Origin of the sequence: Yoonia sp. I 8.24, assembly GCF_022096995.1 — a bacterium.
In the GTDB taxonomy this organism is placed as follows: domain Bacteria; phylum Pseudomonadota; class Alphaproteobacteria; order Rhodobacterales; family Rhodobacteraceae; genus Yoonia.
The window spans coordinates 520,010-542,408 of record NZ_JACXGQ010000001.1 but is presented as its reverse complement, the minus strand read 5'-3'; the positions used below and the strand labels follow the sequence as shown (position 1 = coordinate 542,408).

The 22,399-nt window shown below is 55.4% G+C and carries 22 protein-coding genes; 14 read left to right on the top strand and 8 right to left on the bottom strand.

Going from position 1 to position 22,399, the window contains the following annotated elements; genetic code table 11:
- Positions 1-48: 48 nt before the first annotated feature.
- Complete coding sequence (locus Yoon_RS02760; protein ID WP_238109904.1) at positions 49-510, top strand: GatB/YqeY domain-containing protein; 462 nt, start codon at positions 49-51, stop codon at positions 508-510.
- Here the strand turns inward: Yoon_RS02760 and Yoon_RS02755 are convergent.
- From Yoon_RS02755 to Yoon_RS02730, 6 genes are all read right to left on the bottom strand, one after another.
- Positions 507-1,001: a DUF2244 domain-containing protein gene (locus tag Yoon_RS02755; RefSeq protein ID WP_238109903.1), complete on the bottom strand. Its 495-nt coding sequence runs from the start codon at positions 999-1,001 to the stop codon at positions 507-509. The genes Yoon_RS02760 and Yoon_RS02755 overlap by 4 nt on opposite strands.
- Positions 1,002-1,209: 208 nt before the next feature.
- A complete protein-coding gene (locus Yoon_RS02750; RefSeq protein ID WP_238109902.1) occupies positions 1,210-2,058 on the bottom strand; it encodes a glycosyltransferase family 25 protein in 849 nt (282 codons plus the stop codon).
- Positions 2,059-2,152: 94 nt separating this feature from the next.
- Positions 2,153-3,829 carry a cytochrome c oxidase subunit 1 gene (locus Yoon_RS02745; RefSeq protein WP_238109901.1) on the bottom strand — a complete coding sequence of 559 codons (1,677 nt, stop codon included), beginning with the start codon at positions 3,827-3,829 and terminating at the stop codon, positions 2,153-2,155.
- A gap of 239 nt (positions 3,830-4,068) precedes the next feature.
- Positions 4,069-5,823: a phosphate ABC transporter substrate-binding/OmpA family protein gene (locus Yoon_RS02740; RefSeq protein ID WP_238109900.1), complete on the bottom strand. Its 1,755-nt coding sequence runs from the start codon at positions 5,821-5,823 to the stop codon at positions 4,069-4,071.
- A 3-nt stretch (positions 5,824-5,826) separates the two neighbouring features.
- The gene (locus Yoon_RS02735; protein ID WP_238109898.1) at positions 5,827-6,930 is read right to left on the bottom strand and encodes a BMP family ABC transporter substrate-binding protein; all 1,104 of its coding nucleotides are present in this window, start codon (positions 6,928-6,930) and stop codon (positions 5,827-5,829) included.
- Between the two features lie 330 nt (positions 6,931-7,260).
- Entirely contained in the window at positions 7,261-8,208 is a 948-nt protein-coding gene (locus Yoon_RS02730; protein ID WP_238109897.1) for a hydrogen peroxide-inducible genes activator, read from the bottom strand.
- 103 nt (positions 8,209-8,311) lie between these two features.
- Between Yoon_RS02730 and Yoon_RS02725 the strand changes: the two genes are divergently transcribed.
- Positions 8,312-8,956: a peroxiredoxin gene (locus tag Yoon_RS02725; RefSeq protein WP_238109895.1), complete on the top strand. Its 645-nt coding sequence runs from the start codon at positions 8,312-8,314 to the stop codon at positions 8,954-8,956.
- An 89-nt stretch (positions 8,957-9,045) separates the two neighbouring features.
- Complete coding sequence (locus tag Yoon_RS02720; RefSeq protein WP_238109892.1) at positions 9,046-9,915, top strand: MBL fold metallo-hydrolase; 870 nt, start codon at positions 9,046-9,048, stop codon at positions 9,913-9,915.
- An 11-nt stretch (positions 9,916-9,926) separates the two neighbouring features.
- Here Yoon_RS02720 and Yoon_RS02715 read toward each other — a convergent pair whose 3' ends face one another.
- Positions 9,927-10,691, bottom strand: a complete 765-nt coding sequence (locus tag Yoon_RS02715) for an AraC family transcriptional regulator (protein WP_238109891.1) — start codon at positions 10,689-10,691, stop codon at positions 9,927-9,929.
- 67 nt (positions 10,692-10,758) lie between these two features.
- On the opposite strand from Yoon_RS02715, the gene Yoon_RS02710 reads away from it, so the two are divergent.
- Positions 10,759-12,132: an SLC13 family permease gene (locus Yoon_RS02710; RefSeq protein ID WP_238109889.1), complete on the top strand. Its 1,374-nt coding sequence runs from the start codon at positions 10,759-10,761 to the stop codon at positions 12,130-12,132.
- 20 nt (positions 12,133-12,152) lie between these two features.
- Here the strand turns inward: Yoon_RS02710 and Yoon_RS02705 are convergent, their stop codons facing one another.
- On the bottom strand, positions 12,153-12,638 hold the full coding sequence (locus Yoon_RS02705) for an Rrf2 family transcriptional regulator (RefSeq protein WP_238109887.1): 486 nt from the start codon (positions 12,636-12,638) through the stop codon (positions 12,153-12,155).
- 131 nt (positions 12,639-12,769) lie between these two features.
- On the opposite strand from Yoon_RS02705, the gene cydD reads away from it, so the two are divergent.
- The 10 genes from cydD (at position 12,770) to Yoon_RS02660 (ending at position 22,390) form a co-directional block, all read left to right on the top strand.
- Complete coding sequence (gene cydD / locus Yoon_RS02700; protein ID WP_238109886.1) at positions 12,770-14,437, top strand: thiol reductant ABC exporter subunit CydD; 1,668 nt, start codon at positions 12,770-12,772, stop codon at positions 14,435-14,437.
- On the top strand, positions 14,434-16,074 hold the full coding sequence (gene cydC / locus Yoon_RS02695) for a thiol reductant ABC exporter subunit CydC (protein WP_238109885.1): 1,641 nt from the start codon (positions 14,434-14,436) through the stop codon (positions 16,072-16,074). The genes cydD and cydC overlap by 4 nt, the downstream gene beginning before the upstream one ends.
- Before the next feature lie 121 nt (positions 16,075-16,195).
- The gene (locus Yoon_RS02690; protein ID WP_238109884.1) at positions 16,196-17,818 is read left to right on the top strand and encodes a cytochrome ubiquinol oxidase subunit I; all 1,623 of its coding nucleotides are present in this window, start codon (positions 16,196-16,198) and stop codon (positions 17,816-17,818) included.
- Positions 17,819-17,823: 5 nt separating this feature from the next.
- On the top strand, positions 17,824-18,987 hold the full coding sequence (cydB, locus tag Yoon_RS02685; protein ID WP_238109883.1) for a cytochrome d ubiquinol oxidase subunit II: 1,164 nt from the start codon (positions 17,824-17,826) through the stop codon (positions 18,985-18,987).
- A gap of 14 nt (positions 18,988-19,001) precedes the next feature.
- Positions 19,002-19,127, top strand: a complete 126-nt coding sequence (gene cydX, locus Yoon_RS02680; protein ID WP_238109882.1) for a cytochrome bd-I oxidase subunit CydX — start codon at positions 19,002-19,004, stop codon at positions 19,125-19,127.
- 78 nt (positions 19,128-19,205) lie between these two features.
- On the top strand, positions 19,206-20,066 hold the full coding sequence (locus tag Yoon_RS02675) for an SLAC1 anion channel family protein (RefSeq protein ID WP_370642084.1): 861 nt from the start codon (positions 19,206-19,208) through the stop codon (positions 20,064-20,066).
- Positions 19,981-20,187, top strand: a complete 207-nt coding sequence (locus tag Yoon_RS17970) for a hypothetical protein (protein WP_370642091.1) — start codon at positions 19,981-19,983, stop codon at positions 20,185-20,187. Before Yoon_RS02675 ends, Yoon_RS17970 begins: the two co-directional genes overlap by 86 nt.
- A gap of 22 nt (positions 20,188-20,209) precedes the next feature.
- Positions 20,210-20,650: a hypothetical protein gene (locus Yoon_RS02670; RefSeq protein ID WP_238109881.1), complete on the top strand. Its 441-nt coding sequence runs from the start codon at positions 20,210-20,212 to the stop codon at positions 20,648-20,650.
- Between the two features lie 61 nt (positions 20,651-20,711).
- On the top strand, positions 20,712-22,025 hold the full coding sequence (locus Yoon_RS02665; RefSeq protein ID WP_370642083.1) for an NAD(P)/FAD-dependent oxidoreductase: 1,314 nt from the start codon (positions 20,712-20,714) through the stop codon (positions 22,023-22,025).
- Between the two features lie 14 nt (positions 22,026-22,039).
- Positions 22,040-22,390 (top strand): DUF5368 domain-containing protein, encoded by a 351-nt coding sequence (locus Yoon_RS02660; protein WP_238109879.1) that lies wholly within the window; start codon positions 22,040-22,042, stop codon positions 22,388-22,390.
- The last annotated feature ends 9 nt before the right edge of the window (positions 22,391-22,399 follow it).

Genomic DNA, 22,399 nt, shown 5'->3' with positions numbered 1-22,399 from the left:
CGCGGTAAGGTGGCCTTTCGTTTTATAGCTTCGTGATCGGGAAAACTCATGAACATGCGCGACCGGGTCGGTACGGCCCTTAAGGAAGCAATGAAGTCGAAGGAGGCTGACCGCCTGTCGACATTGCGGCTCATCAATGCAGCCATCAAGGATAAAGACATCGCGTTGCGGGGCACCGTCAACGAAGAAGGCGGCGTGAGCGATGACGATATTCTAGGTATTCTGGGCCGGATGGTTAAGCAGCGCCAAGAAAGCGCGCGCGCCTATGAAGAAGGTGGGCGGCTTGAGCTGGCGGAAAAAGAATTGTCGGAAATCAAAGTGATAGAAGATTTTCTTCCGCGCCAGCTATCTGAAGAAGAAGCTTTGGATGCGGTTGACGCTGCGATCAAAGAAGCAGGTGCCGATAGCATTCGCGATATGGGCAAGGTCATGGCTGTGCTTAAGGGGAAATATACAGGTCGGATGGATTTTGGCAAAGCCGGACCAGCGGTGAAAGCGCGGCTTGGCTAGCGGCGCTCCCGAAACGCGCGCCGCAACGCATCATAAAGGGCGGCACGTTCCGCAACATCAAGGAACGTGCCCAACTCCACCTCGCGGTCGCCACCACGCAGGGTGATATAGTTTTCGACAGGTCCGCCTTTGGGATGGAAATGCACGGTGACCCAATAGCGGTTCGCCTGCCATTCCAGTATTTCCCCACTGGGATTGTAGCGAGTCAAGCGCGCGGTCGTGGAATCAACCGATAGCTCTTCCAAAACTTCTCCGCGCCGATAGCTGATATGAAGCGCCCACCAAAGCCCAGCGAACATCAGTGATACGAACGGCAAGATAACCCAAAGTGCGCCTGAACCGACAATGGCAAGCATTGGCAACAAAACCAACGCAGCCGTGCCGCCCATAAAGATCACAAAATCTTTGCGCAAAAGGGATCGATAGGCCCAAAGCGACAAGCGCCAGTTTTGCACCGTAGGGCTGGGGGGAGGTGACAATTCGTAAGGCATGTTAGCTACTGTCGATACGGGCTGGGCGCGGAACCGGTAAGCCTGAGGTTTAGATTTACAAGACTATTGTGTCGCAGGTGATACTTGATGACGAGGCGCATACACTCAGGTTTGATCAACTTTTTGGTGGGTTGCGTGAAAGCCTCTTTCTGTCGCGCGCTTGCCAAAACGACGAGAATCCCGGCAATGCCTAGCGCAATCGCGTGTGTTAAAGGCGCTCGTCATCTATAAACCTCACTTGTTGCCATCGGGCGCCAAACTTCCACCGCAGCGACATCCGTTCCAGAAGCCCGCTAAGCTGTTTTGCAGGTCGGACCAGCTCAATCTTAAGCCTAGCCAATCCTAAAGGGTGAAGTTTGGAACGACCAACGCGTGCGGCTTTGCGTTCTTGCTCCAGGGTAGACAGCTCCGCTTCCTGGGGCATGTGCGGGTTGTTGGCTGCCGCCCATTGTTGCACTGCGATCGCTGGTGTGAGCTGCATATTCGAAACGCGGGGTAAAATTTTGTGGCGTGGATCAAAGATTGCAATATCTACAGGAACGCGCATTTCTGACGGGGCATTCAAAAACTCTTGCGCACAGGAACGAGAAATTATGTATCCAGCTGTGCTAACTGCTTTGGTATGGACCTTTTTAAGGACGAACGAAGTGTCACCCACCTTCTGCGGTCCCGACAGCATTGCGCCTGCTGGTAAAGTATCAATCTTTATGATGTCGGCGCTGCTAGGCACCCAGCTGAGATCAGCAAGCAAAGTTGCGGCCTTGGGTGCAAGTTTTACATCATCTTCAAAAACAACAACATGCGTGTGATCGCTGTCAACGATAGATTGCCAAGCTTTGCGGTGGCTCAGAAAGCACGCAATCTCGCCCTTGGTCAAGACGCGGTTTTCTTTTTTCTGTGGGTTTAGCGCCGCGACTTCCGTGTCTGAAAGGTGCCGTCCATCGACAGCATTTACCCGGCTGGCGGCGATATCAAGCGCTCTGAAGGTGTCTTGCATATGCTGATTGCGCGCAGGCGAACGGTCAAGATTGATATAAATACAATGTGGTGTTGTCATCAGTTGCACCTGCGAACGGAAAAATAATTTGGGGCCATAAAAACTGCAAAGGCCCCGCAATTTTGCGGGGCCTTTGGTTAGTGTTACCCGCAGCTTAATGTGCCGGTGTTTTGTCCCAGTCTTCCTGCTTTGGAAGGGTCTCAAACGTGTGCTCTGGTGGTGGGCATGGCAATGTCCATTCCAGCGTATCCGCAAATTCGTTCCATGGGTTGTTTTCTGTCACGCGCTTACCCTTGGTCAATGTGTAGACCAAGACGCCGATGAAGAAGACGAACGAAGCGAAAGACAAGAATGCACCCCAGCTGGACACAAGGTTCCATGTTGCAAAGGCGTCTGGATAGTCGATGTAACGGCGTGGCATACCCTGACGGCCCAAGAAGTGCTGTGGGAAGAAGGTCAGGTTTGCGCCGATAAACATCATCCAAAAGTGCACGTGACCCGCCCATTCCGGTGCCATACGTCCAGAGAACTTTGGCAGGTAAAAGTAGATACCTGCAAAGATCGAGAACACGGCACCCAGCGACATCACATAGTGGAAGTGCGCCACAACATAGTAGGTGTCATGGTAAACGCGGTCGACGCCAGCCTGTGACAGAACGATCCCTGTAACCCCACCAACGGTGAAGAGGAATAAGAACCCAAAGGCCCAAAGCATCGGTGTTTTCAGCTCAATCGAACCGCCCCACATGGTCGCGATCCAAGAGAAGATCTTAACCCCTGTGGGCACCGCGATGACCATCGTTGCTAGCATAAAGTAGGATTGCTGTGTCAGCGACATCCCAACGGTGTACATGTGGTGCGCCCATACGACGAACCCAAGCACACCAATCGCAACCATCGCATAAACCATCGGCAGGTAACCAAAGATTGGTTTGCGCGAGAACGTTGCGATGATGTGGCTGATGATGCCAAAGCCGGGAATAATGATGATGTACACTTCGGGGTGACCGAAGAACCACAAGATGTGCTGGTACAAAATTGGGTCGCCGCCACCTTCCGGTTGGAAGAACGTGGTGCCAAAGTTGATGTCTGTCAGCAACATTGTGATCGCGCCAGCCAGAACGGGCAGGGCCAAAAGGATCAGCCAAGCGGTAACAAAGATGGACCATGCGAACAGTGGCACCTTATGCAATGTCATGCCGGGCGCACGCATGTTCAGGAATGTCGTGATCATGTTGATCGCGCCAAGGATTGAAGAGGCACCTGAAAGGTGAACCGCAAAAATGGCCAGGGACATTGGCAGCGCGACACCGGGTTGTGTTGAAAGCGGTGGGTACAGAACCCAACCGGTCCCGGCACCAAAACCACCGTTCCCGTTCGGGGCAAGCAGCGATGCAATCCCAAGCGATGCACCGGCAACAAACATCCAGAATGACAGGTTATTCAACCGTGGGAATGCCATGTCAGGCGCGCCGATTTGTAGCGGCATCAAATAGTTACCAAAGCCACCAAAAAGGGCTGGAATAACCACGAAGAACATCATCAGAACGCCGTGATATGTGATCATCACGTTCCAAAGATCGCCGTCTGGCGTGCATGTTGCTGCGCTATCCGCGACAAAACGCGCGCCTTCAACACACATGTATTGCACACCTGGGTGCATAAGTTCGAGCCGCATATAGACGGTGAACAAGACGGATACAAACCCGAGCGCACCTGCTACAAACAGGTACAAGATCCCGATATCTTTATGATTTGTCGACATAAACCACCGGGTAAAGAACCCCCGGTCGTCGTGATGTTCATCGCCGTGGATGGCTGCATCTGCCATTGTGGCTCTCCTCGTGTTGGCTACTTTTCGACGGCCCCGATTCCGAAGAATGACGCACGTTTGGGCTGGTTCTAATCGGTTGGGTGTAAAGGAGCAATAAAAGAAGCGTGTTAGCGAGTGGGTTAAATTGGCGCAGCCTATTGTTTTTAGGCTGGCCTTAACCGTTTTGCCGCTTGCACAGAAAGACGCCCGACGCATTGCTGCGCCGGGCGTCCAATGATTTCCATCGCTTGCGGGGGTTACGCGCGCGGGCGGATCCAGATTTCAACGCGGCGGTTTTGTTCGCGCCCTTCGTCTGTTTCGTTGCACCCGACTGGTGCAATCGGCCCGATCCCAAAGCTGCGGACGGCATCGCCATCAAGGTAGCCGGGGTTATCCAATAGCAGCACATCTTTGACCGAATCTGCCCGGCGTTCAGACAGCGCGAGGTTGGCTTCGAGCGATCCGTAAGAGTCGCTGAACCCAAACACGAGGACTTCGTAGCCTTCGTATTCATTGGAGCGCACGATCTCAGAGATCCGCGAAATGTCGCTTTCGGCTTTGCTGTCCAACGTGGCGTTGCCACTAAGGAACCGCAATGATGTCGAAATGCGACGCGCGTTTGATGCTTCGTTGAAATAACTGCGCATCACGTTGTTCGATGCCCGATCAGCATCACCTGCCAGAACAGTCGAAAGCAAACGCGCACCTTGGTCTTGCATCGGAACGATTTGCAACTGCTGTGTGACCAACCCACGTGACGCGATCGATTCTTGTCCTGCGTCTGTGGGGATATATTGGCTGACGTTGCGCGCGAATTCTGACGTCGTGCCAGACGCCAGCGCGTAGTGATACCAGCGCAGTGCCAGCGGGTGCTCTTCGGTTTGGATCGCAAAATCTGAGTTATCAACAAAGATGTTGCAGGCCGTAGCGAGGTTCAGTGCTTTGACTCCATCTGCTTGCGAACGGTACAAAATACCAAACCCGGTTGGATCCGCTGCGACCGCCGCATTGAGCGCGTCAGCGGTGGCGTGGATCGTGCCGTTGCCCATCGCGTTGACCCCGGTAAAGCCCCGCGCATTCAGCTGCGCACCAAGTGATTCATTACTGGCAAGCGTGTGCAATGTAATGGCCTGCGGAGACCCGCCAAGCTGCGACCAATGCGTGATATCCCCATTGATAATCGATTGGATCGACCTGAAATCGATGACATCGATACCATTGTCTTGGCTCACCACGAAACTGATCGCGTCCAGACCGATAATCTCTTCAGTGAGAACTTCAGAGATATCAGTGACTTCACGGCCAACTGCGGCAGAAACATCTGCTGGTGTTGCCCGACCACGTGTTACAGCAAATTGGCTTTCGCCCGCGACCAACGCCTTGATGGCACCTGCTGTATCCATGGATTGCATGTTGACGCTTGAGACTTCGGCACCGCGCGCATCGCCGACCAGTAGACCGGGGAGACCGCCATTGCTGCTGAACTGTTGCGTCAGGTTGAAATCCTTGGCGGCAGTGTAATCGCCAACAATCGCGGCAACAAGGCTTGCGCCATCCGCACCGGGAACGGTCACGACAAAACGGTCACTGTCGCTTGCTGTACCGGGGCAGGCGGCCCCTTCGCAGGACGCGAATTCGCGTCGCACGGTTAGGCTGCCGGTTTCGGTTTCAAGGACGTATTCGGTGTTCGTAAAGTTTAACAAACGGCCGCTCAGCGTGATTTCACCATCGGTGCTTGTCAGGGTCACGACGTCAGTCTCAGTGACCGTGTCGCTTGCGTCAGTTGGGCATTCGGCGCCTTCGCAGGTTGCAAATTCGCGCCGGATCAGCAGTTCGCCTGTTTCTGTCTTCAGAACATAGGCGTCGTCGGTCACATCAAGCAGTTCGCCGGTCAAAGAAATCGTGCCATCGGTCGTTGTTAGAACGACGTCAGCCAGCGCCGGTGTCGCGACCATTAAGGCCGCAGACAACGCCAAGTGTGAAGCCATACTTTTTTGAAATAAACGTGCCATATCTTAACCTTCTGAGGGATACACAGAGGAAATCCCATCCACGTAGTAGTTCATTGTCAGCAAGCTACTGTCGCTCGCAGTCTCACCCGGAGCCAGCCAACCTGACCCATCTTGCAGGCGGACAGGGCCGGTGTAGGCGTGCTCTTGGCCTGAAGAGAGGCGCTGAATGACGTCTTGCGTCTGCAACACTGTGCGGCTCGGTAAGGTTTCGAGTAACGGCGCCATGGCGACCATCTGTTCGCCCAGACCGCCCCAAGTGTCCTTGGATTCCCATGTGCCATCTAAGAATTCACCAATTCGTTGCACGTAATACGGGCCCCAGTTGTTGATCATCGATGTCATGACAGCGTCGGGTGCATAGTGGCTCATGTCAGACCCTTGGCCAAAGCTGTAAATGCCCTTTTCCTGCGCTGCCTCAACCACAGCGGTGGAGACCGTGTGCTGCATCAGCACGTCGGCGCCGTTTTCGATCATCTGGCGCGCGACGGCACCTTCTTGTTCATAGTTGTACCAAGTGTTGAGCCAAGAAATGTCAAACACGATATCAGGGTTCACTGATTTTGCAGCTAGGTAGGCGGCGTTGATCCCGCGGATCACCTGTGGAATAGGATATGCGCCGACGTAACCGATACGGTTGGTCTTCGACATTGTCGCGGCCAAGAAACCTTCGACGGCACGGCCTTCGTACCAGCGGGTGTTATATGTCGCGACGTTGGCAGCGCGGATGTAGCCCGCACAGCTTTCAAAAATGACATTCGGGTTGGCTTGCGCAACTTCGATCGTCGATTTCATGTAGCCGGCTGATGTCGTAAAGATCATTTCATAGCCGTCGTCGACAAGTTCTTGGAACTTCTCTTTGTCGCCATTGCCCCATTCGGCAACCTCGTGGAACGCATCGATCTGCGCGCGATCTCCGTAAGCTGCACGCGCTTGTTCCAGCCCGCGCACGTGCTCATAATCCCATCCGACGTCGCCGCCCGGTGCAAACAGCAGCGTAAACGCGATTTTGCGTTTGTTCAGTGATTGCGCGTAGGCAGGGCTGAAGACTGTGGAGCTTACCGCAGCTGCAGTAAGGCCCATAGCCTTGCGTCTGTTAATGTCTTTCATCAACGATCTCCGACGTTTAGGAATGATTTTCTTAGCGGAGGGCTCCGCAATATTTTTTTACCAACAGGTAAAACTGGACAAAAATAAGTTCACGCTAAGGCGCTCATAAGGCGCATGTAAGCCGGTAAAATCTACCGGTTTTTATGAAATCACTAAAATTTGACACTTACCTAAATAAAAGCGCAAAAAATGAGCTGTTAACCCTTCTGGTTGTCGAATTGGCAGCGCCAATGACTGCAAAATAATTTTTATCAAATGTTCAGATTGCAAATAATTTTGCATCAAAATCTGTCGCTTACGTAGGTCCCTTGCGTCGTCGAAGGACAGTTTCTAGTGCCAACACCTAGTTTTGCGGTGCGCAGCCGAATCAATCGGAAGGCCATCTGAACGCTCATCACGACTTAGATGCTGGCCGATCAACATTTTTCCAAGCTGCTTAAACATGTCCTGTCTGGTGGACCCCGGTCGCCAGACGAGCACCACCCGACGCGGACATGCATCCGGCAGGGGGGTGAGCTGTATCTGCGCACCGCTGACAACGCCTGCATCGACGGCAAGATTAGGGAGCAGCGTGATCCCCAATCCTTCGGACACCATGGCAATCAAAGTCGTCAGGCTTGTTGCGGCAAAACTGTCTTCGGCAGTGGTAATCTGTCCGGGATAGGCCGCAAGCGCATGGCGCTGCAGGCAGTGACCTTTTTCAAGCAACATCAACTGGCCGCTTTGGTTCAGTGCTTTGGCGGCATGTGGTATTGGGGCACCTGCCGGCGTCGCCAACTGATACCCATCTTCAAACAGCGGCAATATCTCAAGCGCGCCAGTCTCAAAGGGTAAAGCAATCAGGATCAAATCCAACCGGCCTGCGTTGAGCCCCTCAATCAAGCTTTCCGTCATTTCTTCGCGCAAGAAAACGCGCAGCTTGGGAAAGGCATCTCGGATCGCGGGCAGGGCGTGTGGCAACAGGTATGGCCCGATTGTCGGAATAGCGCCTAGCTTTAAGTCACCTTCAAATGGGTTGCGATGGGCCTTTGCCAACGTTTCGATCTCGGCTGCATCCAGCAATAGTTGGCGCGCCCGATGGGTGACCTCTGTGCCAATCTGCGTGAGCATGACACTGTGGCGGGTGCGTTCAAACAATTGGACGCCTAACCGGTCCTCTAGTTCTTTGATGCCCGCGCTCAGCGTGGGTTGGGTAACAAAACACATCTCGGCGGCGCGTGAAAAATTCAGCGTGTCTGCGACTGCGGTCAGATAGCGCATTTGTCGAAGCGTAATCATTTATAGATTTCCTCTATTACCAACAGAGTTATATTCAATTTCACCTATAAGAGTCCAGCGCCTATCTATGTCTTAACGAAACGTAGACATAAGGAATGCAGACATGACTGACCAAACCCAACCCACCGGTGCCCGCCTGAATGAAGCCGCCCCTGCCTTTGACGCGCCGACCACGCATGGCCGCAAAACGCTTGAAGACTATCGCGGTAAATGGCTGGTGCTTTTCTCGCACCCAGCCGATTTCACACCGGTCTGCACCACAGAATTCATCGCCTTCGCGAAAAAGCAGGATGATTTTAATGCCCGCAATACCGAACTTTTGGGTCTATCGATCGACAGCCATTACAGCCACATCGCGTGGATGCTGAATATTAAGGAAAAGTTTGGCGTTGAGATCAAATTCCCGATCATTGCTGACCTCAATATGGCGGTGGCCCAAGCCTACGGAATGATCCAGCCGGGCGCTTCCGACACCGCAGCGGTGCGGGCAACGTTCTTGATCGATCCCGAAGGCGTGCTGCGCGCGATGGTTTACTACCCGATGACCGCAGGCCGGTCGGTGGATGAAATCTACCGGCTGCTGGTCGCCATGCAAACCGCAGATGAAAATAGCTGTGCGATGCCTGAAAACTGGAAAACTGGTGATCCAGTGATCGTGCCAACCCCAGCCACGCCAGAGGCCGCAATGGCCCGACCAGGCGAAGGGTATGATACCGTAGATTGGTATTTTTCAACCCGCGAACTTTGACGGTCAGGCGGGCCGAACTGGCCCGCCCCTACATCCAACGGTCTGCATTACGTAGCCCGACCACGCAATACCTGAAAGAGGAGACCACAATGCGTAATCCCATCGTAAAGGGCTTTTGGGACGCACCGACCGGAAGCTGGCAATATGTATTCCACGACCCCGACACCATGAAAGGGGCTATCGTCGATCCCGTGTTGGATTTCGATCCGCTGGCCGGGGCGACATCAACCAAAAACGCCGAACGTTTGTTGGACTATGTGCGCGAAACGGGCATCGATCTTGTCTGGGTTCTGGACACGCACCCGCATGCCGATCACTTTTCGGCAGCCCCTTGGATCAAGGCACAAACGGGCGCGTCCACGGCAATTGGTGAAAAGGTCACCGGGGTGCAAACGCTGTGGCAAGGTATCTATAATCTGCCTAACGATTTCCCGACGGACGGCAGCCAATGGGATCGCTTGTTTGCCGATGGCGACGTATTTATGGTAGGCAATGTGCCTGTGAAGGTGATGTTTTCGCCGGGTCATACCTTGGCGTCGATCACCTATGTTGCGGGCGATGCGGCCTTTGCTCATGACACGCTGATGATGCCCGACAGTGGCAGTTCGCGCGCGGATTTTCCGGGTGGTAGCTCGGCTGATCTCTACGCCAGTATTTCCGCGATCCTCGATTTGCCGCAAGATACGCGGGTTTTCGTGGGGCACGACTATGCCCCTGGACGCGATGACGCCTGCGAGGCGAGTGTTGCTGAACACCGGGCTGCGAATATCCATTGGAAGGACGCCCCAACCGAGGCCGAATACCGCGCGGTGCGTGACGCCCGCGATGCGACGCTGGCATTGCCCAAACTGATGTTGGCGGCTTTGCAGGTCAACATGCGCGGCGGGCGGTTGCCAGATGCCGAAGATAACGGGCGCGCGTACCTGAAGGTTCCGTTGAATTACTTCGCAAGTCGCTAAACGCGGTTACATTAACGCTGATGACGCCATTCGGTTGGCGTCATCCCACTTTGGCGTCGAAATGCCGCCACAAAAGCCGATGGGCTTGAATAGCCCAAAGTGCCCGCCAACGCAGTACTGCTTTGCCCCTGCTGCAATCCTTCAAGCGCCAGTACAAAACGCATCCTGTCCCGCCATTGCCGCCACGTCATGCCTGTTTCTTGCAAAAAAAGACGGCTGAGCGTGCGTTCGCTTGTGCCTGTTGATCGCGCAAGCTGGCTTAGGCTTGCGGACAAGCGCGGGGTTTCCATCACACGGGTCATGACGGCAGCAACACGCGGGTCACCGCTACCAGGCAGATGAAGATCTGGACGCTCTAGCCGTGTAATCTCGTCCAAGGCCACCCAGCCCAACCGCCGTAACTGTGCTTGTGGCACGGGGTCAGATTGGGTCATCCGTCGCGCAATGCCGCGCATCAGGGGCGTGGCGCGCAAAACGGTTGGCGCGGCTGGCATAACAATTGTGTCGCCAAACTTGGCGTGTAACTGAAAGGCTTGGAATTCGATTTGTGTCGCGGTCTCTACCATAGGCATTGTTCCTGCTGGCAGCCAAATGCCGAAGCGATCAGGGATAAACCACCGATCTTCGCCGACCTCGACGCGCATCAACCCATCAAAACAAAACAGCACCAGCGCTCGGGCGCTATGCGGCGCAACATCGGCACCTTTGGGGAGTAGGCCTGACCATGCGACCACGGGCAGGCGGGTACTTGGCGGAAAAACGACATCATTTGGCATTTTGTCGCTCTAGCACGCAGTTTGGGCCTGCGGTAGTGCAGGAATACGCTACATATAAGAGGCCCCGATGATCCGATTAAAAGAAACTGTTTTTGCCGTCGCGCTTGTTTTGGCGGTTTGGGCATCGATCATGCACCCGGCGGGTATGACCACAGATCAGGGAATGACCTTTGGTATCGTTCTGATCACGTTGGCACTTTGGGGCACGGGGTTGGTGCCGGGGTATGTGGCGTCGACGTTTTTGTTTGTTGCGTTGATCCTGACCGGGCTGTTCGCGCCGCAGGACGTTTTTTCCAGCTTTGCGTCGACTGCGATCTGGTTGGTCGTGGCCGGATTTGTCATTGGGGCCGCGATTACGCATTCGGGGCTTGGGGCACGGTTAGGCGCGTTGGCGCGGCCGCATCTGTCCAAAAGCTATGCCGCATTGATCGGTGGCCTGATGATATTGGGGATGGGCTTGGGTTTTGTCATGCCTTCGTCGCTTGGTCGGGCGGCCGTTCTTGTGCCTGTTGGCATGGCGCTCGCAGATGCGCTGGGCCTTGAAAAAGGCTCGTTGGGGCGCACTGGCGTTGCCGTGATCATCGCGGTTGGGACCAATATGCCAAGCTTTGCGATCCTCCCTTCAAATATTCCCAACATCATCTTGTCGGGCGTGGCCGAGCAATCATTGGGCGCGCATTTCAGCTATGCTGACTATCTATTGCTACACTATCCGATATTGGGGATCGTTAAGTCGGCTGCCATCGTCGGGCTTGTCTTGTATTTCTTTCCGGCCAGTGTCGCAGTGATCGCTGAAGCCCCAGCGCCGGTTACCGGATCCAGCCGCCGCCAATGGGTGCTTTTGGCGATCTTAATGGTGACGTTGGGCTTTTGGTCAACAGATCAGTTGCATGGGATTAATGCGGCTTGGATTGGGTTGGCGACAGCGCTGGTACTGATGGTGCCGCAACTGGGGTTTGTACCGCCGCCAGTTTTCAAAAACGCAGTCGATTTTTCGATGATCTTGTTTGTTGCAGGGGCGCTGACACTGGGCACGGTGGTGAATGCCAGCGGTTTGGGCGATATCATTGCCCATGCGGTCTTGCAGGTTTTACCATTCCAGCAGGGCAGCGATTTTTTGAATTTTATCTCGCTATCACTGCTTGGCATGGTCACGTCGCTTTTCACAACCGCGCCGGGGGCACCTGCCGTTTTGACGCCGCTTGCCCCTGAATTGGCCCAAACCACCGGGTTCACGATCAACACGGTATTAATGACGCAGGTGATTGGCTTCTCGACCGTGCTGTTTCCCTATCAGATCGGGCCTTTGATCGTTGCAATGGGGCTTGCGGGCGAAAACACGCGCCATTTGCTCAAGATTACGCTGTCGCTTTTTGTGGTTACGATACTGGTGTTGCTGCCGCTGGACTATCTTTGGTGGATGCTTTTGGGGAAATTCTGATGAAGATTGGTCGTGCAAAATTAGATTTTTAGAGGGTCCCCGGCAGTTGGTTTACACGCGCCAACCCTTTCAGGAGCCATATGCAACAGTTCAATCAGGCCGCAGTTCCCCATGACCAAATCCGCCAAGGTGACACCGTCCAATGCGTGATAGAACGCTTCAATCGCGCGTTCGATATAGCTGCGCAATCTACATGTCGCGACCAGAGGACAGGTGTTGGTGTCCGCGTCAAAACATTCTGCAAAGGGAACACCGGCTTCGAACACCCTGAAAACCTCGCCCATCGAAATCTGCGCCATGGGGCGGGCCAAACGCAACCCGCCATTGCGGCCACGCGTGGCTGTAACAAAACCGTTAATGTGCAACATGTTAACCACCTGCAAAAGGTGATTGCGCGACGCATTGCAGCGTTCGGCAATCTGCGCTGTGCGCAGAACGGTGCCTTCGTTTACGGCGCAGGCCATCAACAGGCGGGCCGCTAGATTTGTTCGGGTTGTCAGGCGCATATTGGTCTTTTCGATTTTAAATGTTAGCCGTCTATGCCACGCAAAACTGTCGACGTATTTGATCGAGATCAGATGGCTTCGGCGGACAATAGAATATCTGACATCTACGAATCAAGTTTATAGGTCGCCGCTTGCCTGCCCAAGATCTTTCAGAACCGCAAACGACCGCCAAGAAACCCGCGAAGGGTTGGTTGGCACCAGGACACCAAAATCAACGAAAAGCGGCGCGGCTTGCCGTCATCGCGAGCCTGATTTGGCCATTTCAGGCGTGGTTGGTGGCCTTTGCTTTGGGTGGGCTGTTGACCGGAGAAACCGTATCGGCGGCGTTTGTTGCCGTGGGGTTCATTGCGCTTGGCCTTCTCCGGGCTGTTTTGGGCTACATGTCCGAAAAGCATGGTGAAAAGGCTGCGATCAAGGTGATCCGCGCGGCGCGTGCCCAGATCGTTGGGCGCGAAGCAAAGCGCGCAGAGGCCTGTGATTTTTGTGGCGCGGGCAGCATTGCGGCCCTCGCGGGCGAAAAACTAGATCTGTTGGCCCCATTCATCATCCGCTATGCCCCCGCGCGGGCGCGGGTCATGGTGGTCCCGCTGGTCATTTTGGCCCTTGCCGTCTGGCAATCATGGGCCGTCGCCGTGATCTTTGTCATCTCTGGCCCGTTGATCCCTGTCTTTATGGCGCTGGTGGGCATGGCGGCAAAGGAGGCAAGCCGCGATCAAATGGCAGAGGTCGGCACCTTGAACGATCTTTTGGTCGAACGCTTGTCAGCCTTGGTCGATATCCGCCTGCTCGGGGCACAAGATGCTGTGCTGTCGGGGTTCGAAACGCAGGCCCAAGGGCTGCGTCAACGGACAATGGCAGTGCTAAGGGTCGCGTTTCTATCGTCCACCGTGTTAGAGCTTTTTGCCGCGATTGGCGTGGCGATGATTGCCGTTTACGTTGGGTTTTCTTTACTAGGGGCATTGGAATTTGGGGCTTGGGGCGGCGCGGTGACGCCGCAGGCAGGGATATTCCTGCTTTTGCTTGCGCCGGAATTTTATCAGCCCCTGCGTGATCTCGCCGCTGCTTGGCACGATAAGGCTGCGGCGGATGCGGTGCTTGAAGAACTCAGCGCTTGGGATCGCACAGATACACAATCGCTGATGGGGCTGGGTGGCCCCTCTGCGCGCCTTGATGGGCCAGCAAGCGTTGAACTGCATGGCGTGGCATTACATGGCGGGATTACCCTGAATGATTTTGATATTCGGGCCGGCGAAACGGTGGCGCTTATGGGGGCAAGCGGTACGGGAAAAACATCGACACTGCGGGCCATCGCTGGATTGGTTCAGCCGGTTTCGGGCAAGATCATGGTTGCTGGGCATCCGCTGAACAGCGAGACTGCCGATCCTTGGCGCGCGCGGATAGGTTGGATGCCACAAGCGCCGCATTTTCTAAGTGCGAGCCTGCGCTATAACCTGACGCTTGGCGATGGGGGTGACCCGACCGATGCGCTGAAACAGGCGGCTGTCATGGATGTTGTCACGGGTTTGCCCCATGGTCTGCATACGCGGCTGGGCGAAACGGGCGGCGGCCTGTCTGGCGGCGAGGCCCGACGGGTGACGCTTGCCCGCGCGATCTATAGTAAACCAGATATTATTTTGGCGGATGAACCGACCGCCGATTTGGATGCGCAAACGGCTGCCGCCGTTACCGAAGGTTTGCTGGCACAGGCCGCCAAAGGCGTCACGTTGATCGTGGCGACCCATGATGCGGCGCTTGCTGCAAAGATGGACCGGATCATCACGATTGGGGGTGCGCAATGACCGCCCTTTGGACGATTTTTAAGCTGATCTTGCGCGCGCAGCCTGCGGCGCTGTGGCGTGGCGCGGTGCTTGGGTTTGTGGTGCTTGTGATGGGGGCCGCGCTATTGGGGCTGTCGGGTTGGTTTATCACGGCTGCGGCTGCTGCGGGGCTTGCAGGTGTCGGCGCGGTCTTTGATGTGTTTCGACCCTCCGCGATGGTGCGATTCCTTGCGCTGGGCCGGGCGGCGGCGCGCTATGGCGAACGTATTTTAACCCATGACGCGACATTGCGTGCGCTCGAAGTGCTGCGAATGCGGTTGCTGGCCGGTCTGATGGTTGCGCCTTACCCACGGATGGTGCGTATCCGTGGCGCACAGGCGCTGAACCGTCTAACGGCCGATGTCGATGCGCTTGACGGGGTTTCGTTGCGGTTGGTCTTGCCTGTGATCGCAGGGCTTGTGACGCAAATATTGGCTTTTGTGATGCTGTGGTGGCTGGTGAGCCTGCCCATCGCATTGTGGATTTTTGCGGGCTATGTGATGGGCGCGCTTGTGATCGGCTGGAAAGCCACACATAAGACGGCGCGTCTGTCGCGCCGGGCAGAGGCCGCCGGGCAGGCGTTTCGCGCCCGGCTCATTGATATGATCCACGCGCGCCGCGATTTGGCCGTTCATGGGCACCTGACGGTGCAGGCGGATGATGTGGACGACGCGGACACACGCCGTTTGGCGCTGCAACTCCAACAAGAACAATTCGGGCGCGTTTCTGGTGCTGCCTTTTCAATCCTTGGCACCGTGGTTGCAGGCGGAACGCTGTGGATTGGCATCGCGATGGTGCAGGCTGGGGCGATTGCGCCCGCCTTTGCGGCGCTTGGCTTTTTTGCAGCTTTGGCTCTGGCGGAAACTGTTGCCCCGCTGCGCCGCGCGGCCAGCGACTATGGGCGCATGGCTGAAGCCGCGCGGCGCGTGGCGCGCGATGTCGCAACACCGCTGCCTGAAACTGGCGTCGCAAAGGAAACCACCGGGGCGTTGCAGATCAATGCGGTTAGTTTGACCCGCCCGCAGTCAGACGCACTAATCTTCAACGACCTGAGCCTGAACATCCAAATGGGCGAAACGGTCGCCCTGACCGGCAAAAGCGGGGCAGGCAAATCAACACTGCTTTTGGCTATCGCGGGGCTGCATCCCGTCGCGCAAGGGCAAATCAAAATCGGTGACCTGCGGGTGACAGACATGGATGAAGCATCCCTGCGCAATCACGTCACGCTCTTGCCCCAACGCAGCGTCTTGATGCGGGGCACCGTGCGCGAGGCGCTTTGCCTTGTTGCACCAGATTGCGACGACGCCGCCTTGTGGCGCGTGTTGGAAACGGTGCAATTGCGGGTATTGCTGGACCAGCGCGAAGGGCTCGACACAATGGTCGGCACCCAAGGGGATGCGCTATCGGGCGGGGAGGCGCGCCGCCTGACCTTGGCACGCGCGCTTTTACGGCGCCCAGATTTGCTTTTGTTGGATGAACCGACAGAAGGATTGGACGAAAAAACCGGGCGGGCTGTGTTGCAAGGCATCCGCGGCACGCTTCCGAACGCTGCTATCCTCATTGCTGCGCACCGCGACATAGAGACCCAATTCGCAGATCGCACTTTTGCGCTCCAATAAGTCAGATTAAAGATACCACTTATTGACTTGGATCAATGCTCGTTCTGCGCCGGGCGCTAGAACATCACCATAATGAAATTTCGGGCAGGGGATGAATCCCCCTGCGTGTTGGAGAAAAGACATGGAATTTGGGATCGTAGAGCTGTCGCGCCTGCAATTTGCAGTGACAGTGATGTATCACTTCCTCTTTGTGCCGCTGACGTTGGGTCTGTCGATCCTCGTGGCGATCATGGAAACGGTTTACGTGATGACGAACCGCCCAATCTGGCGGCAAATGACAAAATTCTGGGGCATGCTATTTGGCATTAACTTTGTGCTAGGCGTCGCGACCGGAATCACGATGGAATTCCAGTTCGGGATGAACTGGTCCTACTACAGTCACTACGTTGGTGACATCTTTGGTGCGCCGCTGGCGATTGAAGGTTTGATGGCCTTCTTCCTTGAAGCGACGTTTGTCGGGCTGTTTTTCTTTGGCTGGGACAAACTGAGTAAAGTCGCGCATTTGGTCGTGGCATGGCTTGTCGCCATTGGATCGAACTTTTCGGCGTTGTGGATTTTGATCGCGAACGGCTGGATGCAAAACCCGGTTGGCGCGGAATTTAACCCGATGACCATGCGCATGGAGATGACGAATTTTTTCGAAGTGCTGTTCAACGAAGTTGCGCAGGCCAAATTCGTTCACACTGTTTCTGCGGGTTATGTCACGGCGTCGGTCTTTGTGATTGGCGTTTCGGCTTGGTACCTGCTGCGGTCGCGCCACATTGAACTTGCGCGTCGATCATTGACAGTTGCTGCGGCCTTTGGTCTGGCCTCGGCGTTTTCGGTTGTCTTGTTGGGCGACGAATCTGGGTATTCGGCGACGCACAGTCAGAAAATGAAGCTCGCCGCGATTGAGGCCATGTGGGAAACCCATGATGCGCCAGCGCCGTTCAACCTTGTTGGTTTTCCTGACCAAGAGGCCCGCGAAACCCATTATGCCATCGAAATTCCTTGGGCGATGGGGCTGATCGGAACGCGTTCTTTGACGACAGAAATTCCGGGGATCAACGATCTTGTTGCGACTGCCGAAGACCGGATTCGTTCAGGTGTTATTGCCTATGACGCTTTGGTCGAAATCCGCGAAACCCGCGAAGCCACTGATCCCGCCATTTTGGCGCAGTTCGAAGATCATTCGGCTGATCTGGGCTTTGCCTTCTTGCTGAAACGCTATGTCGATGACCCGCGTGATGCGACAGAAGAGCAGATCATTCAGGCTTCCAACGACACGGTGCCACAGGTGTGGCCGCTGTTCTGGGCTTTCAGGATCATGGTCGGGCTTGGCTTTGGGTTTATCGCAACGATGGCGTATTTCTTCTACCGCGCCTCGTTCAAGGGGATGAACTTTCCACGGCCAGCACTGCATCTAGCGGTCTGGATGATCCCAGCCCCGTGGATTGCCGCGGAATTGGGCTGGTTTGTCGCTGAATACGGCCGCCAACCTTGGACAGTGGACGGCGTGTTACCAACCGCAATGTCGGTTAGCGCGCTTTCGATGACAGAGGTCGCCCTGACGCTTGCTGGCTTTGTGATCTTCTACACAATCTTGTTCATCGTCGAGATGGGTCTGATGCTGAAATACATCCGCAAAGGTCCTTATGAAGATGTTGAAGCAACCGAGGCTTGGAATAAGCGGCACACCGACCGGCTGTCTGGTCGTCGCAATGCCGATGCCATCACCCGCCCTGATGCAACACCTGCGGAGTAATAGAGATGATCCTGCATGACTTAATGAGCTATGAACTCTTGCGCGTGATCTGGTGGGGCCTTCTTGGGGTTTTGCTGATCGGCTTTGCACTGACGGATGGGTTTGACATGGGCGTTGGGGCGTTGCTCCCGTTTGTGGCGAAAGCGGATGTTGAACGCCGCGTGGCAATCAACACCATCGGCCCGGTTTGGGAAGGGAACCAAGTTTGGTTCATCCTTGGGGGCGGTGCGATCTTTGCCGCTTGGCCACCGCTTTATGCGCTCAGTTTTTCGGGTTTCTATCTGGCGATGTTCGTTGTTTTGGCTGCGTTTATCGTGCGCCCGGTGGCGTTCAAATACCGGTCCAAGCGTGAAGATCCGCGCTGGCGGGCGACTTGGGATTGGGCCTTGTTCGCCTCTGGCGCTGTGCCGGCCCTGCTTTTTGGTGTCGCGGTTGGCAATGTGATCCAAGGCGTGCCGTTCCATTTCACCGATGACCTGATGCCGATTTATGAGGGCGCATGGTACATGAAATTCATCGGCCTGCTTGATCCGTTTTCGATCTTGGCTGGGCTCGTGTCTTTGTCGATGCTGATCATGCACGGCTCTGCTTGGCTGACGCTTAAGGCCGAAGGCAAGGTCCAAACCCGCGCCCGTGCGATCGGATCTATCGCGGCGCTTGTCGCCGTTGGGACCTATGTGTTGGCGGGGCTTTGGCTGGCTGTTGGGGTCGACGGTTTCGCGACCGTTGGCGAAGTAGTAACTGACGGCCCATCCAACCCGCTGCATTCCGAAGTGGCACGGACAAGTAGCTGGCTTTCCGCTTATGCGGATCGCCCGTGGATCGCGATTGCGCCAATCATGGGGATCGCGGGTGGGTTGCTAACCTTCCTAGGCCTGCGTGCAGGGCGCGAAGTGTCGACGCTGTTGGTCTCGAAAATGGCCATCTTTGGGGTGATCTCTTCGGTTGGGCTGACAATGTTCCCGTTCATCATGCCGTCTTCCAGCGACCCGCAATCTTCGCTGACGGTCTGGAACAGCTCTTCGTCGCATCTGACGTTGTTCGTGATGCTGGTCGCCACGGTGATCTTTATGCCGATCATCCTGATGTACACGGCTTGGGTCTACAAAGTCTTGTGGGGCAAGGTCACCGAAGAAGATGTCACCGATAACTCTAGCTCACTTTACTGAAGAAAGGACACGCTATGTGGTATTTTGCATGGATCCTCGGGCTTCCTCTTGCTGCGATCTTCGCCGTGATGAACGCGATGTGGCTTGAAATGAAGGAAGACGAAAAGATCATCAACGATGATCAATCGCGCGAAGAGTGAAATCAACAATGGTGCCATCGGGACGCATCGCGCGTTCCCGGTGGCATCCGTTCAAACTGAGAAACTGTGGACAATTTAATGTCAGTTCCCACCCCATCACACGACAGCCCAAACAGACTTGAAAACTATCCGATCACGCTTTTTGCGATTGGGATGGGGATGATGGGGCTGACGCTTGCCCTGCACGCAGCCGAGACAAGCTATGGCGCAGGCCATGGCATTTCAACTGTTATGCTGGCGGTGTCTATCGCGATGCTGGCCGCAATTGCGGGCGGCTATACGGCTAAAGCAATATGGCACCCGCAAAAGGTCGCCGAAGAATGGCGGCATCCGGTCAAGATCGCCTTTTTTCCGGCGGTCTCAATTTCGTTTCTGTTACTTTCCACCGCCTTGGTCGATCTGGCCCCGGGCATCGCCAAACCACTGTGGATATTGGCAACTGCTTTGCAGGGTATTCTTGCGCTATGGGTGATTGCTGCATGGATAGGGCACCGGCCATTTAAACCCGCGATGATGACGCCCGCTTGGTTCATCCCGGCGGTTGGCAATGTCATTGTACCGCTTGCTGGGGTGCGTCTGGGCTATGTTGAATCTTCATGGCTGTTTTTTTCCGGCGGTTTGGTTTTTTGGGTGGTCTTGCTGACGCTGGTGATGAACCGGTTGATGTTCCACGATCCGATGCCGGGGAAAATGGTGCCAACATTAATGATCCTTGTTGCACCGCCCGCCGTCGCATTTAGCGCTTGGATGCAGTTGAACGGTGGCGCTGTTGGGCCGTTTGGTCACTTCCTTTTAAGTGCGGCCTATGTCTTTGCCTTGCTTGTCGTGACACAGGTTAGCAAATTGCGCGAACCTGCCGTTCGCCCTGTCATGGTGGGCGCTTTCGTTCCCGATTGCCGCGCTTGCAATTGCCAGCTTTGGCTATGCGCGCGTGGCTGAATCCGCTGCGCTTCAGACCATAGGTGCGGCGCTCTTGGCGCTACTGATCATTGTCGTCGCGGTCTTGATTTGGCGCACGGCTAAAGCAATCCGCGCGGGTGAAATCTGCATTCCTGATTAACTAAATTCTTAAGGATACGAAAATGAACCTACTGAAACTCCCAGCCGCGGCCGCTCTTACACTCTGTTTTGCGACGGGTGCGCAGGCCGATGACCCCAATAAGCTGATCACCATTTTGACATCACCGGAGCCACAGACACAGTTGATGGCCATGGTTTTGACTATGAACGCGATGGGCGCAGGGGCAGAGGCTGAAGTGCTGCTTTGCGGTCCTGCCGCTGACATCGCGCTTAAGGATGCGCCAGCGGCTACAACAGCGGGGCAACCTCCGCGTGATGCGAGCCCGCAGGGGCTGATGCAGATGGTTATGGCAAGCAACGATCTGAAAGTGCAGGTCTGCGCGATCTACCTGCCCGGCTTGGGCGCCGATGCTTCCGTTTTGATCGATGGTGTGACCGCCGCAGCGCCTGACGCAATGGGGGCTGCCATCGTCGCGGACGAAACGACTGTGATGAGCTTCTAAAGCATATCACTGCCGCCGCGCCAATCTGTCGTGGTGGTGCAATTAGGGGAGAAATGAGATCATGAAAGAATTATTCGAAACCACGGCCTCGCGCCGCGCCTTTATGGGTCTGTTCGCGGGCGGTGTCGCTGCCGCCGCAGTACAGCCTGCGGTCGCGCAAGCGGTTCAGACCAGCGCACGTATTGTGATTATCGGGGCAGGGGCTGCGGGCACATCGCTTGCGAACCGCTTGGTTGAACGGCTTGATGGTGCGGACATCACCATTCTCGACCCAAGTGCGACGCATTTGTACCAACCTGGCCTGTCGCTGGTCGCCGCTGGGCTGAAACCGTCCAGCTACACGGAATCCCAAACTGCTGATTGGTTGCCATCTGGCGTGTCCTTAATCACCGAGGCCGCCGCCGCAATCGACCCGGTTGCAAAAACCGTTGGCACATCTGGCGGACAGACGCTGGCGTATGATTTCTTGGTTGTAGCCCCCGGTCTGGTGCTGGACCACGATGCTATTGAAGGATTTTCGCTTGATATGGTTGGGTCCAACGGCATTGGGGCGCTTTATGCAGGCCCGCAATATGCCGCGAAAACGTGGGAAGCCGCTTCAAAATTCGCTGAAGAAGGCGGTGTTGGCCTGTTCACCCGTCCCGCGACCGAGATGAAATGCGCCGGTGCGCCGCTTAAGCACACGTTTTTGATTGATGATATCGCAAAACGGACGGCGGGCGAAGGCAAGCATGAAATTCACTATGCCGCCAATAACAATTCACTTTTTGGCGTGCCAATCGTGTCCGAAAAAGTGCGGATGCTGTTCGAAGATCGCGGCATCACCGCGCAATATAGCCATGTGCTCAAATCCGTTGACGCAGGTGCCAAAATCGCGACCTTTGCGACGCCCGAAGGCGATGCAGAAATGGAATATGATTACTTGCATGTTATTCCGCCGCAACGCGCACCTGACGTGATCCGCGAGTCTGGGCTAAGTTGGGCCGATAAATGGACCGATCAAGGCTGGGTTGAGGTTGACATGAAAACCCTGCGCCACTTGCGCTATCCCGATATATTTGCGCTGGGTGATGTGGCGGGCGTGCCAAAGGGCAAAACCGCGGCTTCGGTCAAATGGCAGGTGCCTGTGGTCGAAGATCATCTGGTCGCAGCCATCAATGGGAACGAAGGCACTGCCATCTATGACGGCTACACCTCTTGTCCGCTGATTACCCGTGTTGGGCGCGCGATGTTGATTGAATTTGATTACCGTAACAACCTGACACCATCATTCCCCGGCGTGATTGCTCCGCTCGAAGAGCTGTGGATCAGTTGGTTGATGAAAGAGGTCGCGCTTAAGGCGACATATAACGCAATGCTACGCGGCAAAGCCTGAGGAGGAGGCAAGATATGGAACAATTAACTTTTGGAACTTTGATCGCAGTCTTTGAGGAAATCTTTGGTGGTGTGCTGTTCTGGCTTATGGTCGTTGCCGCTGTTTTGGTGACGGTTGCCTATCTCTATGTGTTGGTGCGTGACAGATCTGTGTCGATGCGTAAATTTCTGTTGGCACAGCTTTCCATGCCCATTGGGGCGGTGGCCGCGGTGGTGTTTGTGCAGGTCATGACCCACTCGCAATTGCGCGATATCGGTGGACCCGTCGATCTGATTGTTGTGCTGGGAATTGCAGTAGTTGGCGCCATTGGCATGGCCATTCTTGTCTATACCGCGCAGTCTTTGCTGCGTGGAAAATCGGAATAAGTGGTTGCT